General features: G+C 50.5%; 8 protein-coding genes and 1 pseudogene. 5 read left to right on the forward strand and 4 right to left on the reverse strand.

Going from position 1 to position 14,877, the window contains the following annotated elements; all coding sequences use genetic code 11:
* Positions 1-8: 8 nt before the first annotated feature.
* The gene (locus HNQ57_RS09915; protein WP_184462567.1) at positions 9-1,313 is read right to left on the reverse strand and encodes a flippase; all 1,305 of its coding nucleotides are present in this window, start codon (positions 1,311-1,313) and stop codon (positions 9-11) included.
* Positions 1,314-1,614: 301 nt separating this feature from the next.
* Positions 1,615-3,045 carry an undecaprenyl-phosphate glucose phosphotransferase gene (locus HNQ57_RS09920; protein WP_184462568.1) on the reverse strand — a complete coding sequence of 477 codons (1,431 nt, stop codon included), beginning with the start codon at positions 3,043-3,045 and terminating at the stop codon, positions 1,615-1,617.
* Between the two features lie 846 nt (positions 3,046-3,891).
* On the opposite strand from HNQ57_RS09920, the gene HNQ57_RS09925 reads away from it, so the two are divergent.
* The 5 genes from HNQ57_RS09925 (at position 3,892) to ggt (ending at position 12,194) form a co-directional block, all read left to right on the forward strand.
* Positions 3,892-5,028: a polysaccharide export protein gene (locus HNQ57_RS09925; RefSeq protein WP_184462569.1), complete on the forward strand. Its 1,137-nt coding sequence runs from the start codon at positions 3,892-3,894 to the stop codon at positions 5,026-5,028.
* 97 nt (positions 5,029-5,125) lie between these two features.
* On the forward strand, positions 5,126-7,378 hold the full coding sequence (locus HNQ57_RS09930) for a polysaccharide biosynthesis tyrosine autokinase (protein WP_184462570.1): 2,253 nt from the start codon (positions 5,126-5,128) through the stop codon (positions 7,376-7,378).
* 1,075 nt (positions 7,379-8,453) lie between these two features.
* A complete protein-coding gene (coaD, locus tag HNQ57_RS09935) occupies positions 8,454-8,939 on the forward strand; it encodes a pantetheine-phosphate adenylyltransferase (RefSeq protein ID WP_184462571.1) in 486 nt (161 codons plus the stop codon).
* A 200-nt stretch (positions 8,940-9,139) separates the two neighbouring features.
* Positions 9,140-9,427, forward strand: coding sequence for a GIY-YIG nuclease family protein (locus HNQ57_RS09940; protein WP_184462572.1), 288 nt, complete (start codon positions 9,140-9,142; stop codon positions 9,425-9,427).
* Positions 9,428-10,454: 1,027 nt separating this feature from the next.
* On the forward strand, positions 10,455-12,194 hold the full coding sequence (gene ggt / locus HNQ57_RS09945; RefSeq protein WP_184462573.1) for a gamma-glutamyltransferase: 1,740 nt from the start codon (positions 10,455-10,457) through the stop codon (positions 12,192-12,194).
* An 871-nt stretch (positions 12,195-13,065) separates the two neighbouring features.
* Here ggt and HNQ57_RS18235 read toward each other — a convergent pair.
* Positions 13,066-13,119: pseudogene (locus HNQ57_RS18235) on the reverse strand (zinc finger domain-containing protein); the annotation flags it as partial.
* Positions 13,120-13,515: 396 nt separating this feature from the next.
* Positions 13,516-14,334, reverse strand: a complete 819-nt coding sequence (gene mutM / locus HNQ57_RS09955; protein ID WP_184462574.1) for a bifunctional DNA-formamidopyrimidine glycosylase/DNA-(apurinic or apyrimidinic site) lyase — start codon at positions 14,332-14,334, stop codon at positions 13,516-13,518.
* Positions 14,335-14,877 lie beyond the last annotated feature (543 nt).

Genomic DNA, 14,877 nt, shown 5'->3' on the forward strand with positions numbered 1-14,877 from the left:
AACTCATCTTAATTTTTGAATTTAAAAATAATCGCATCATTGCATATCTTTGATAGTCCGCGCACTTCGGACCCGACATAGTTCATAAAATAGTTCGCGACAATTACGGTAATCAATGTAGCTGCCGCTGCACCGTCTATACCGTACTTAGGAATTAGCAATAAATTTAACGATATATTCACAAGTAGCGCCACAACAGTTCTAATAGCGATATTTTTCTCCAACCCTTCGACCGTCAAATAACGTGCCGACACTGAACCAATTCCTGTAAATGCAGCCGCCCACATGATAATTGCCAACGAACTAGAAGCTCCAGTATATTGACTACCGAATGTCAACCGTATAATTAAATCGCCATACATCGTCGAAAATAAAGCGACAAGCACTCCAACCCAGAACATCACCGAAAACAACTTGGTCATTTTATTTCTGTATTCTTGCTCTGATCTTAGTTTCAAACCGACAATTTCGGGTAGCAACGATATGCTAATAACATAAGGAATAATTACCCAGCCTTCATATATTTTTACCGCCGATGAATAAACCCCGAGCGCACCCGAATCAAGCATATGTTTAATCATCAATTGGTCGACACGCGTATATAATATGCTTGCGACTGCCGAAAGCGTTAATGGGAACGCACTTTTTAATAGGGGCGCAATAAGCTTAACTTTCATTTTGAAAAAAAATCCACTTTGACGCTTAATCAGATGCATCGCCAGAAGAAGAGACGCCACTAAAAACTGGTCAAAAGCGTATGCAATTGCAAGCCCCTTTAAACCGGCATCACTCAGCACCAGATATACTTTAACCGCTGAGCTTATAGCCAAAGACAAAGTTTTTGCAATCGAGGAGAACTTTGCGGCCACATTAGCCTGAAACCCATAATCTACGACCATAAGTGGCTGAAAAATCATTCCTATTGCAATAACTCCTACCAGCCATTTCTGACCTTCATCGTTTTCAAACCCTATTACAAACCCAGCCAAGGTAGCAATGCTAACCATACTCGCGCAGAGCATTAACGCAAACGCCGTGCCCTGATACTCCTTTCGCATTTCCGGAAAGGAGGACATATCACGTACTAAAATAGATTCCATACCTAAGCGGCTAATCGCCATAAAAATGGATACAATTGCGAGTGCGTAACTTAATTGACCAAAATCCGAAGGCCCCAAATAGCGTGCAACATATATACTAACAAATATGCCCGATACAATTTTTAAACTGTACTCAGCAAGCATCCAAAGGGTATTAGCCAAGATTGCTACATGTCGTCGCCCGCTCCCAACCTTACTTGCTGCTTCTGACATAGCTTTCCAAAATAATTAATTTTTGACATCGAAGGTAGTTCCACATAATCGCATCGCCGCTCTTCAAGACTTGATGTGCACACATTATAGAACCCAACTCCAGCCACGAAAGAATTGCAACTCAAAAGAAAAATGGCTTAGCTTTTGCCTTTGGAGCTATAGCGGCAGGGCCCCATTAACCCCCAAAACACACGCTTTGCAGATTGACATGAATACCACCCCAGCAGAGGGTGCAGAGCAGAGAACCTATTAGCTAGCCCCAAGAAAATACAGAAAAAAGCCTTTTACAGCCATTCAACAACTAGGCGCCTCCAAATCCTCTAAAGCATGTTAATAATATAACCCTTAGATCCATCCAAATAGACCAATTTCGAATATAAAACAAATCGAACTCAATTCGCTTTTCCATTTTCTCAATAGTGTCTGTTTCACCACGCCAGCCATTAACCTGCGCCCAGCCGGTAATGCCTGGTTTAACTAAATGGCGCTGCATATAGCCACTAATTTTGTCGCGGTACAGCTCGTTATGAGCAACTGCGTGAGGACGCGGGCCAACAATACTCATCTTGCCTTGCAGCACATTTATAAATTGGGGGAGCTCATCTAAAGAAGTTTTACGCAAAAAGGCGCCCAGCTTGGTAATACGCAAGTCGCCCTTGGTGGCTTGCACCACTACATCGCCATTGTCGCAGGTGGTCATGGAGCGGAACTTCCACACCATGATTTCTTCGCCATTTATGCCGTAGCGGCGCTGCTTAAAAATAGCCGGACCTTTAGAGGTCCATTTAACAGCCGCCGCAATAAACAACATGGGCACCGCTATTAAACAGAGGATTATCGAGCTTAAAACAACATCTTCTAAGCGTTTGATTAGGGCATCAAATGAATCGAAGGGGGTGTCGTAAACACTCACTACCGGCAGGCCACCAATTTCGCGGCTGCGGGCATTGAGCATTTTAAAGGTAAATACATCTGGCACGATATGAACACAGCAGGAGCTATTGGCGAGGTATTCCACCAAGTCTTTGATGGTTTCTTCTTCGCGCATTGGCAGGGCGATGTAAATGTCGTCAAATTCACCTGCACGGGCTTGGGCTTTTAAAAACTCGATGTCGCCTAGCACCTGTAGGTCTTCGCCGTCTAATGGTTTAGCACCCACAATTACGCGGTTATCAAAAAATCCGGCAACATCTAAGCCCATCCATGCACTTTGCAAAATGCTTCTGGCTAGGGTTAGGCCGGGTTCTTTTGCGCCAACAATGGCCACCCGGCGGGTATTAACGCCGGTGCGGCGCATCTCTCTAAGCACTATACGGGCAGACACGCGATAAAAGCTGATTGCTACCGGCACGGCCAGAGCCCAAGCAATCATTACACCGCCGCCATAGGATTCGTTTAATTCAAATACAAAAACAACCGTTAACAAAGCTCCCAGCACCACCAGCCACGTGGTAATAACGGTTCTTACTTCGGTAAACAGTGACTGCCCGCGCCATGAAAAATACAGGCCATTTTTATGGGCAAATATGTGGTAACAAATTGAACTTAAAAAGGCAGCAATTTGATAACAAACTGCCCAGCCATAATCGCCAAGGCTAACGAACAGCGCCAATATACCCCAAATTAACAGCACATCGGTTAATTGATGTACCGCCATCAACATGGAGTGATGCTGACGAATAAAACCTGATTGCGGCAGGTTGGTGGCCAAATTCACTCTTTCAGTATTCACAGCAATTCCCTCGCTTAGGAATTCATCTTTTACACGTTTCAATTCATCTGGAGCGCGGGCAATCCTTTGGCAAGGCTCTACAGATGCTATTTCTAACTATATGTATACCTACAAGAGGCTATACACTGTAATACGGAGGTTAAAGTTTAGCTGCTCCTAGGCACTTTGCACCAAAAAATGCGCACGCCCCAAGCAAGCGCGCAATTCTGAGCCAATACAGTGCAAAAACCAAGCCCAAATCTAGGTAATTACTCCGGTTTAGGCCCATTTGCTGCATTCCCTCGCCAACATAAGCCACAGCGCAATACTGACTATGTTTGACCTTGTTCGTTCCGCTTAGCTTAAAGCAATTTATAAGCCAACATGATGTGTTGACCAAAACAGCACCCACAATTACTTGGAACACATAGTGCCTAGCGTCCGCATTAAGCGCCGTTTACTTCCGCGTATTTTGTGGGCTGGATTGTGGCGGCAAATAACTACAATTTGATGAATAACATTGTACTTGTGCTATTTGTCGCAATTTTTTTGTTTGCACCGAAACTTGCTCGTATTGCCACTGCACTTGTGGCCCAATTTGTGCTTTTATTGGCAACAACGCCGAGGCACCAAGGAATAGGGCCAAGGCACAGCGTGAAAAATGCCAGACGCTGGCGCGAGCTATATAAGCTGGTATCATTGGCACACTTTCTGGGCATGGGCTTTTCAACTTTAGTTGTTAAGCGAAATAATATGCCCTGCGCGGTACACCGCTTTTTTTCATTAGGCGGCTTAGCCTGCTTTTAATTATTTTACGGGTCATTCATTTGTGGCCGGATCACACATACGCAGCCAGGGAAACTCTGCATGAATGTATTTAAAACCTCGCTCATTTTAGCCTGTGTCGCGGCGACGTCTGCTTGCACCGTAGTACCGGGCAGCAACATGAGCCGCTGGAATTCGGCTTGGTATGACGACACCCCAGAAGATTATTCACCCGCCACCACAGAAATTTCTTATATTCCGATAAACGCCACCGTGCTCAGCCATTTAGGGAGCGCAACGCCCCTGCGCCCCGAAACCAATGAACCACTTAAGCAAGCATTGGCTGCGTATGAGTACCGCATTGGCCCCGGCGACATATTAACCATTACGGTATGGGAGCACCCCGAGCTTACCATTCCCTCTGGCTCATTTCGTAGCGCAGAGGACGGCGGCAATGTGGTGAAGGCCGACGGCTCGGTGTTTTACCCCTATGCTGGCGACTTGCCGGTATCGGGCTTAACTACCGGTGAAGTGCAGGTGTTATTGCAAAATCGCTTGGGCTCGGTCATTAAGCGGCCCCAAGTTGATGTGCGGGTAGCGTCGTTTCAAAGCCAAAAGGTGTATATTAGTGGCTCGGTAATGAAACCCGGTGTGGTGCCCATTACCAATAACCCGCTTACCCTGCTCGACGCCATAGAACAGCAGGGCGGCCTACGTGAAAATGCCTCGTGGGGCGAAGTGACGCTGACCCGCAATGGCAACAGCCAACAAATTTCATTGCGTTCTTTATATGAAAGCGGTCAATGGTCGCAAAACCTGCTATTGCAAGACGGTGACTTAATTCATATACCCCGCAACGACGCTGAAAAAATCTTTGTGCTAGGCGAGGTCAATCGCCCCCAAAGCGTGTCGATGTCGCGCAATGGCACGAGCCTGGCAGAAGCCTTGGCCACCGCCAATGGCATTAACGAGAACCGCGCCGATGGCCGCGGCATTTACGTTTTACGCAATGCTGGGATTGGCCGCGATAATACCGGCCTGCCTGTGTACCGCGCCACGGTTTACCATTTAAACGCCAGCTCGGCGGTGGGATTTATGTTGGCAGATCGCTTTCCTTTAGAAGCTCGCGATGTGGTGTATGTGTCACCGGCGCCCATTACCCGCTGGAACCGTTTTTTGAGCCAGTTGCTGCCATCGATTATCGCTACTGACACCGTTGGTGATATTGACGGCAAGTAAGTTTAATTTTGCGCAGCTCAGCAACACAGAATAATTTTTGCCTGCAACATGGCGTGCAGGCAGCACACCCAGATTTTTATTTTTGGTATTCAATTCTATGACCGCTAATACAAGCAGCAGCCCCGCCCCGCGACAACAAGCACAAGACGACGAAATCGACTTACTCGCTTTATTTGCGACTTTATGGGATCAAAAATGGCTTATTGCAGCCATTACCGCCGTATTTATGATGATTGGCCTTGCCTACGCCTTGCTGGCTTCGCCTGTGTATAGGGCAAATGCCATTATACAGGTAGAGGAAAAGTCGCCCGGCTTGCCCGGCATGAGCGACGTTACCGAGATGTTTGGTGGCGAGTCTGCGGCCATTACCGAAATTGAGCTTATTAAAAGCCGCAAGGTGATTGGCACGGCGGTTGATAACCTCGATTTAGATATTAAGGTAGAACCCCGCTATTTCCCCGTGCTTGGCCGCGCCATCGCGCGACGTTTTGCTGGCGAAGAAAACGAGCTTAATACGCCAGTACTTGGCTTTGGCTCCTACGCTTGGGGCGGCGAGCGCATTAAAATCAGCCGCTTTGAAGTGCCCGCCACCCAGTTTAATGCAGTACACACGCTTGTTGCTGCAGAAAATGGCTTTACCCTGCTGTCGCCTGATGGCGAGGCGCTACTCAGTGGCGAAGCGGGTAAGTTAATACGCGCCGAGGGCTACGAGCTTTATATGCCCACGCTGCACGCCCGCCCTGGCACCCAATTCACCCTCAGTCGCCTGCGCCGCTTAAGCGCGATTATCACCCTTCAAGAAACCATGGGCGTATCTGAGCGCGGTAAAGATTCGGGCATTTTGGCGCTGTCTATAGAAGATACCGAACCCGACCGTGCCGAAGAGATTTTGAATGTTATTGCCAGCACCTACCTGCGACAAAACGTAGAACGCCAGTCGGCGGAAGCCGCAAAGAGCTTGGATTTTTTGCGCGAGCAGTTGCCCAACATTAAAAAGGACCTAGAAGAGGCCGAGCGCAAGTTTAATGCCTATCAGGTTAAAGTGGGCTCGGTGAACATTAGCGCCGAAGCCGAAGCCCTGTTAGACCAAGTGGTGGACATTGAATCTGGCATTGCTGAATTGCAATTGCAGCAAGCTGAGCTAGACCGTAAATACACCCGCGACCACCCCGCTTACCAAGCTTGGCGGGAGCAAATGGCCGAGCAAGTGGCCCGTAAAACGGAATTTAACACTCGTATTAAGGGCCTGCCAGAAACCCAACAAGAGTTACTGGGGCTAAAGCGAGACTTGGAAGTGGGTACCGAAATTTACACCCAAATGCTAAACAATATTCAAGAGTTGGATATTGTTCGCGCGGGCACCGTGGGTAATGTGCGCATTATTGACGACGCCGCTGTTAATATTGAAGAGCCGGTTAAACCCAAAAAGCCGCTTATTGTTGTTATTGCGACATTGCTGGGCGGTTTCTTGGGCGTGGCATTAGTTTTGGTGCGCGCAGCGCTGAATCGCGGCATTGAAAACCCCGACGACATAGAAGCCATTGGTCTGCCGGTGTATGCGTCTATTCCTTTGTCTGACGAGCAACGTAAATTGGATTTTGGCAACCGTCGCTCTGCTCGGCAGCTGCGGAAATTACGCAATCAGCATCCAACGGCATTGCTTGCACAGCGCAACCCCACCGACATCACCATAGAAGCCCTGCGCAGCCTGCGCACCAGCTTGCACTTTGCCATGCTGGAAGCCAGCAACAATATTATGATGATCTCTGGTCCTAGCCCTAATGTTGGTAAGTCTTTTGTGTCGGGTAACTTGGCGGCGGTAATCGCTCAAGCGGGCCAGCGCGTACTGCTAATCGACATGGATTTGCGTAAAGGCTATATGCACAAAATGTTTGATGTAGGACCTGAGAATGGCGTGTCAGATGTTTTGAGTAAGCGCGTGCAATTGCAGGACGCAATACGGCCAACCAAAATTGGCGAGCTTTTTATACTGCCTAGAGGCGCAATACCGCCCAACCCGTCTGAGCTGCTGATGAGCAAAGGCCTAACCCAACTGCTCGAAGCCGTAAGCGTCGACTACGACCTTGTTATTGTTGATACGCCACCCATTATGGCCGTAACCGATGCGGCGATTATCGGCCGCCAGTGCGGCGTCACCATGCTAGTAACCCGCTTTGGCTTAAACCCTGTTAAAGAGCTGGAAGTCACCAAGCAGCGCTTTGAACAAAATGGTATTACGGTTAAAGGCGTTGTACTCAATGCGGTAGAACGCAAAGCTTCAGGCTATGGCTACGGTTATGGTTACGGCTACTACCAATACGAATATAAATCGGATAAGGCGGAGAGCTAGCGCTCGCGGTTAAGCCCAAGCTCCGTTGCGGGCTTGGGCGCCGGTACTTAACACCTAATTCGTTGCAGAGATGGACCCCCTGCCTTCGCAGGGGCGGTGTCCGACCTTCGCAGGCAGGGATCCATGTGAGCGTAGCGAATGCTCTATAGTGCCAACGTCTAAGCCCAAACTTCGTTGCAGAGATGGACCCCTGCCTTCGCAGGAGTGACAGTTGGTTTGGTGTGGTAGCCGCTATGCCGTCGTAGAAGTGACGGCAGTTTAATTCTCTCTTGACGTTCAAGCCTTCGCCGCAACAACGATTTATATTTAAGTCATCCCTGCGCAGGCAGGGATCCATGTGAGCGCAGCGAATGCTCTATAGTGCCAACGTCTAAGCCCAAACTTCGTTGCAGAGATGGACTCCTGCCTTCGCAGGAGTGACAGTTGGTTTGGTGTGGTAGCCGCTATGCCTTCGTAGGGATGACGGCAGTTTAATTCTCTCTTGACGTTCAAGCCTTCGCCGCAACAACGATTTATATTTAAGTCATCCCTGCGCAGGCAGGGATCCATGTCAGCGTAGCGAATGATTTTGGCGCTAAACACAAGACGGAAGACGGAAGACGGAAGACGCTAAAGCCGATTCTCGCGTTTTATTTTGTGTGCTGTCTGGGAAATACCAGCTTCGTAGCAGAGATGGACTCCTGCCTTCGCAGGAGTGACAGTTGATTTAGTGTGGCGTGCTATGCCGTCATGCTTGCGCGGGGGTCGCGAGCTGAATTTATTTTGTCATCCCTGCGCAGGCAGGGATCCATGTGAGCAGCGAATGCCTTATGGCGCCAATGTCTAAGCCCAAACTTCGTTGCAGAGATGGACTCCTGCCTTCGCAGGAGTGACGGTTGGTTTGGCTTGGTGTATTTTCCGCCATCCCTGCGCAGGCAGGGATCCATATGAGCGTAGGGAATGCCTTATCCTCCCAACTACTCATGGGGTTATGAACCGCCGGTGTAATGCGTTAAAATTCCGCTACGCCTTCGGCGCAATGCAACTTTAAAAGCCAATTGCCCGAATTATCTGCCGCACGCATATTCGGTGAGCTATGAAACGTATTATATATCCCGGCACGTTCGACCCCATTACTCGTGGCCATATCGATTTAGTTGAGCGGGCTTGTAAGTTGTTTGACACGGTTGTGCTTGCCGTCGCCAACAGCGAGAAGAAGGTGCCCATGTTTCCGCTTAAAGAACGCATGGATTTGTGTGCCGAGGCCTTGGCCCATGTACCCAATATTGAAGTATGCAGTTTTACAGGCTTAACGGTGGAGCTGGCTAAGGCGCAAAACTGTAGCATTATTCTGCGCGGCGTTCGTACCGTGGCAGATTATGAGTATGAATTACAGCTAGCCAATATGAACCGTTCTCTGGCGCCTGGTATAGAGACTGTGTTTTTAACGCCAGGCGAGTCGCTGTCGTATGTGTCGTCGTCACTGCTCAGAGAAATCGCCAGTATGGGCGGCGAAGTCTCGCGCTTTGTCCCCGACAATGTGAGTAAAGCACTCAACGCGCGCTTTCCACCCCGCAAGTGAACGTGTAATGGCACTGATTCACCGATGAACACATTAACTGTGACGTCTGTGAGCCTGAGTGCCAGCAGGTTTGTCCTGTGGATTGCATTCCCCCTTGACCCGGCATTTATCGAGACCAAGGAGCAATTAATGGTGAAGCATGAGAAATTAGTTGCCGCTGGGTAAAACAAAACACAATTTGCAGCCAAGGACGGCCGCCAATGAAACAACCCTGTGTATACATACTCGCCAGTAAGCCGCACGGCACCCTCTATATCGGCGTAACAAGCAATCTTGTTGCTCGAATTTACCAGCACAAGGCAGACTTGGTCGCGGGCTTTAGTCAACGCTACTCAGTTCACCGCTTGGTCTACATTGAGTTGCACCAAGAAATGTACGCTGCTCTTGCCCGCGAAAAGCAGCTCAAACGTTGGAAACGTGCATGGAAAGTTCGCCTCATAGAAGAAAAAAATCCCAAATGGCAAGATCTTTACCCTGAGCTGTTTTGAGGCGGTGTTATAAGCCGGAGTGACGGTTGGTTTGTGTTTAGGGCATTTCGTCATACCTTCGCAGGAAGGTATCCATTTGAGCGCAGCGAATGTCTGTGGTGGAAGTGTTAACTTTGCGCTCCGTTGCTGAGATGGACCCCTGCCTCCGCAGGGGTGACTGAAAGCTCAACTTCATAATTTTATTTTGTCATCCCTGCGCAGGCAGGGATCCATGTGAGCGTAGCGAATGTCTGTGGCGGAAGTGTTAACTTTGCGCTCCGTTGCTGAGATGGACCCCTGCCTCCGCAGGGGTGACTGAAAGCTCAACTTCATAATTTTGTTTTGTCATCCCTACGTAGGCAGGGATCCATATGAGCGTAGTGAATGCCTTATGTCGCCAACGTCTATGCCCAAACTTCGCGGCAGAGATGGACTCCTGCCTTCGCAGGGGCAGAGTCCGGCTTCGCAGGAGTAACGGAACGTTTGTGTTTAGGGCATTTCGTCATACCTTCGAAGGAAGGTATCCATTTGAGCGCAGCGAATGTCTGTGGCGGAAGTGTTAACTTTGCGCTCCGTTGCTGAGATGGACCCCTGCCTCCGCAGGGGTGACTGAAAGCCCAACGTCATAATTTTATTTTGTCATCCCTGCGCAGGCAGGGATCCATATGAGCGTAGCGATTGCCTTATGTCGCCAACGTCTATGCCCAAACTTCGCGGCAGAGATGGACTCCTGCCTTCGCAGGGGCAGAGTCCGGCTTCGCAGGAGTGACGGAACGTTTGTGTTTAGGGCATTTCGTCATACCTTCGCAGGAAGGTATCCATTTGAGCGCAACGAATGTCTGTGGCGGAAGTGTTAACTTTGCGCTCCGTTGCTGAGATGGACCCCTGCCTCCGCAGGGGTGACTGAAAGCTCAACTTCATAATTTTATTTTGTCATCCCTGCGCAGGCAGGGATCCATGTGAGCGTAGCGATTGCTTTAGCTAGGCTTTGCGATTCATCGCGCCACGTGGCAAGCTAATTTACCGCTTTTACTACGTGATTACGTTTATGTTTACTACCCAGCAATTGCTTCGTTTTTCATTTTTACTTTTGATCAGTTATGCGAGCTACGCAAGCGACCCAACAATTGTGCCTGAGGCGGCTAGTGGGTTTAATAAAAGCCCTGCTGTTACGGTCAAATCGGCGATGGCAGTAACAGCAAATCCTTACGCCACTAAGGCAGCGCAAAAGATACTTGCCCAAGGCGGCTCAGCTGTAGACGCGGGAATTGCCGCGCAGTTGGTATTGGGCTTAGTAGAGCCGCAATCGTCGGGCATTGGCGGTGGTGCGTTTATGCTGTTTTGGGATGCGCAACGCAAACAGCTCAGTAGTTGGGATGGCAGGGAAACCGCGCCACAGGCGGTAAACGAACGCCACTTTCTGCACGCTGACGGCAGTGCGATGGGTTTCTTCGAGGCGGTTATTGGCGGTCATTCGGTTGGCGTTCCAGGGGTGGTGGCAATGTTGGATGCCGCACATCGCCAATTTGGTAAGCTGCCGTGGTCAACGTTATTTACACCCGCTATTGAATTGGCCGACACCGGTTTTGTTATCTCTCCCCGCCTTCACACCTTGTTAAAAGAGATGCCAAAGGTCGCGGTGAATCCAGCAATCAGTAGCTACTTTTTTAATGCCGATGGAAAGCCAAAGACCGTTGGCAGCCTTTTACAAAATCCGGCTTACGCGGCGACGCTAAGAAAGCTAGCGCAGGATGGCGGCAAAGCTTTTTACCACGGTGATATTGCTAAGAATATGGTCGCCGCAGTGGCGAATGATCCCAACCGCGCAGGTAGCCTCAGCCTCAGCGATTTAGCTAATTACCATGCTATTCAACGACCTGCGGTGTGCGCGCCTTATCGAGAATACCAAGTTTGCGGTGCCCCCCCACCCTCATCGGGAGGAACGACAGTACTGGCCATTTTAGGCATGATCGAGGCCGTTGAGCGGCAGCGCGGCGCCTTGCGGGGAGTCGATTTTATCCATACGTTTATCGAGGCCTCTCGACTCGCCTTTGCTGATCGCAATCGCTATATTGCCGACCCCGATTTTGTGACGGTGCCAACCGCTGGACTGGTCGAGCGCCACTATTTAAAATCCCGTGCGGCTCAGATTAATGCAAATCGCCGCTTGGCTAACGTCGCAGCCGGTAAGCCCGTCGGCGCCCCAGCGCTTGTTGACAGTTCGTCACCAGAATTACCCTCCACCAGCCATTTCAGCATTGTCGACGCCGACGGCAATGTTTTAAGCATGACCACGAGCATAGAAACCGCCTTTGGTTCGCGGGTGTTTGTGGGTGGCTTTTTGCTGAACAACCAACTCAGCGACTTCTCTTTTAGCCCGACTGAGAAAGACGGCAGCAAAATTGCGAATCGTATTCAAGCTGGAAAGCGGCCGCGTTCGTCAATGTCACCCATTATTGTGTTTAGAGATGGCAGCCCGGTTCTGGCAATAGGCTCGCCAGGTGGCGCGCGCATTATTGACTATGTTGCGGGCAGCCTTTACCGCGTGCTCGGCCAAGGTGACGCTATTGATACGGCTATTGCCAGCGGGCATATCATTGCGATGGGAGACCTTGTGGAGCTGGAGGCTGGCCGGTTTGATCGTGATGTTATTAAACAATTACAAAAGCGCGGGCATCCGATTAAAGAAAGCGATCAAACGAGTGGACTGCACGGTATTCTGATTAAAGAATCAGGGCTGAAAGGCGCGGCGGACCCTCGGCGCGAGGGGCAGGCACTCGGGTATTAGTATTCCCAGCTAATATAGTATCGGCTCCGTTGCTGGGATGGACCCCCTGCCTTCGCAGGGGCAGAGTCCGGCTTCGCAGGAGTGACAGTTGGTTTAGCTTGGTGTGGTTGCGGTCATACTTGCGCAGGCCGAGACGATCCATGCCCTAATCTCGCAGCACCCACCAAGTCATCTCTGCGCAGGCAGGGATCCATATGAGCGTAGCGAATGCCTTATGGCGCCAACGTCTAAGCCCGAACTCCGTTGCTGGGATGGACTCCTGCCTCCGCAGGAGTGACGACAGTTTAATTGTCTATTAACGTCCGATTTTTGCAGGAGTGACGGTTGATTTAGTCTGGCGCAGTTGCCGTCATCATTGCTCAGGCAAGGACGGCAATTCCCTAGACGTCTTCCCTGCGCAGGCAGGGATCCATGTGAGCGCAGCGAATGCCTTATCCCGCTAACGTCTAAGCCCGAACTCCGTTGCTGGGATGGACTCCTGCCTCCGCAGGAGTGACAGCAGTTTAATTCTCTATTAACGTCCGACTTTCGCGGGAGTGACGGTTGATTAGTCGAGCGCAGTTGCCGTCATTATTGCTCCGGCAAGGACGGCAATTCCCTTAACGTCTTCCCTGCGCAGGCAGGGATCCATATGAGCGTAGCGAATGCCGTATCGCGCTAACGTTTAAGCCCGAACTCCGTTGCTGGGGTGGACCCCCTGCCTTCGCAGGGGCAGAGTCCGGCTTCGCAGGAGTGACAGTTGGCTGGAGTGATTGGCGCTAGGCCTTCGTGCGGGTGACGGCAGTTTAATTTTCTATTAACGTTCAGCCTTCACTGAAATGACGATTCAGAGTGTGAGTCATCCCTGTGCAGGAGTGGCGGTTGATTTAGCTTACTTCTGACAGCGTCGACAGAACACGGTTGTGCGCTGAGCAATGCGGATCTCGCAGCACCCACCAAGTCATCCCTGCGCAGGCAGGGATCCATGTGAGCGTAGCGAATGCCTTATGGCGCCAACGTCTAAGCCCAAGCTCCGTCACAGGAATAGACTCCTGCCTCCGCAGGAGTGACAGCAGTTTAATTCTCTATTAACGCCTGCCTTCGCAGGAGTGACGGTTGATTTAGTCTGGCGCAGTTGCCGTCATTATTGCTCAGGCAAGGACGGCAATTCCCTTAACGTCTTCCCTGCGCAGGCAGGGATCCATATGAGCGTAGCGAATGCCTTATGGCGCCAACGTCTAAGCCCAAACTCCGTCACAGGAATAGACTCCTGCCTTCGCAGGAGTGACGGCAGTTTAATTGTCTATTAACGTCCGATTTTTGCAGGAGTGACGGTTGATGCTTACTTCTGACAGCGTCGACAGAACACCGTTGTGCGCTGAGCAATGCGGATCTCGCTCAATTCCTTCATGCAGCCCCAGCAGGGTTGACCGCCGCGACCATAGACTTGCAGCTCTTGCTTAAAGTAGCCAGGTTTACCATCCCCGCCAACAAAGTCTTTGAGCGTTGTGCCGCCCTGGGTTATGGCTTTGTCGAGCACGCTTTTAATCTCGTCTACCAGACGAGTATAGCGGGCTAGGCTGATACTACCGGCCTCTCTTGTGGGGCTAATGCCTGCCATGTAGAGCGCTTCATTTGCATAGATATTACCAACCCCCACGACTACATGGGCATCCATTAGAAAACTTTTTATTGGCACGATGCGTTTGCGGGAGCGCTTAAATAGATAGGCCGGATTAAAATTGTCGCTCAGTGGTTCGGGACCGAGTTTGGCCAATAATTTATGACTCGCGACATTCTCACCCTCAACCCAAACAACGGCGCCAAATCGGCGGGGGTCGGTATAACGCAGAATCTTGCCGTCGTCCAAGCGCCAATCGAGGTGATCGTGTTTTGCCACTGGGGTATTAGCATCGACAAAATACAAGCGACCCGACATGCCCAAGTGGATAACTAGGTAACCGGTGGGTAGGCGGATTAATAGATATTTGGCTCGACGCTCGACGGATAGAACCTCTTGGCCGCACAAGTGATTGGCAAGTTCCAGGTCGACCGGCCAGCGCAAACGATGGTCGCGAATAATAACGTCGCTGAATACGCGACCGATTAAATGCGGGGCTATACCGCGCTTAACGGTTTCGACTTCGGGTAGTTCGGGCACGGGGGTTTGGAACCTCAATGTGAGCTGTAAGGCGTGAGCTGAATTGTAACTTATGCAACGTAGTAGGCACCACGACTGCGTCAGTCGGAGTGACGAGTGAATTAGCTTGGCATATTTGCAGCCATCTTTACGAGGGCAGCGAATGCCTTGTTGCGCTAGTATCTATGCTCGGACTCCGTTACAGAGATGGACCCCCTGCCTTCGCAGGGGCAGAGTCCGGCTTCGCAGGAGTGACGGCAGTTTAGTTCTGTATTAACGTCCGGCTTTCACATCTATGGTGATTTAGAATTTAATTTGTCCCTGCGTAGGCTAGAGTCCGTGCAGGCGTAGCGAATGCTTATTGCGGTAGCGTCTAAGTCCGAACTCCGTTGCAGCAATGGACTCCTGCCTTCGCAGGAGTGACGATTAGATTAGCTTGGCGTATTTTTCGCCATCCCTTCGCAGGAGTGACGATTGGAAGAGTATGGCGTATTTGCCGTCATCCCTGCGTAGGCTAGAGTCCGTGTGGGCGTAGCGAACGCCCATTGCGGTAGCGTCTAACGT

Source organism: Zhongshania antarctica (assembly GCF_014202945.1).
Lineage (GTDB): Bacteria > Pseudomonadota > Gammaproteobacteria > Pseudomonadales > Spongiibacteraceae > Spongiibacter > Spongiibacter antarcticus.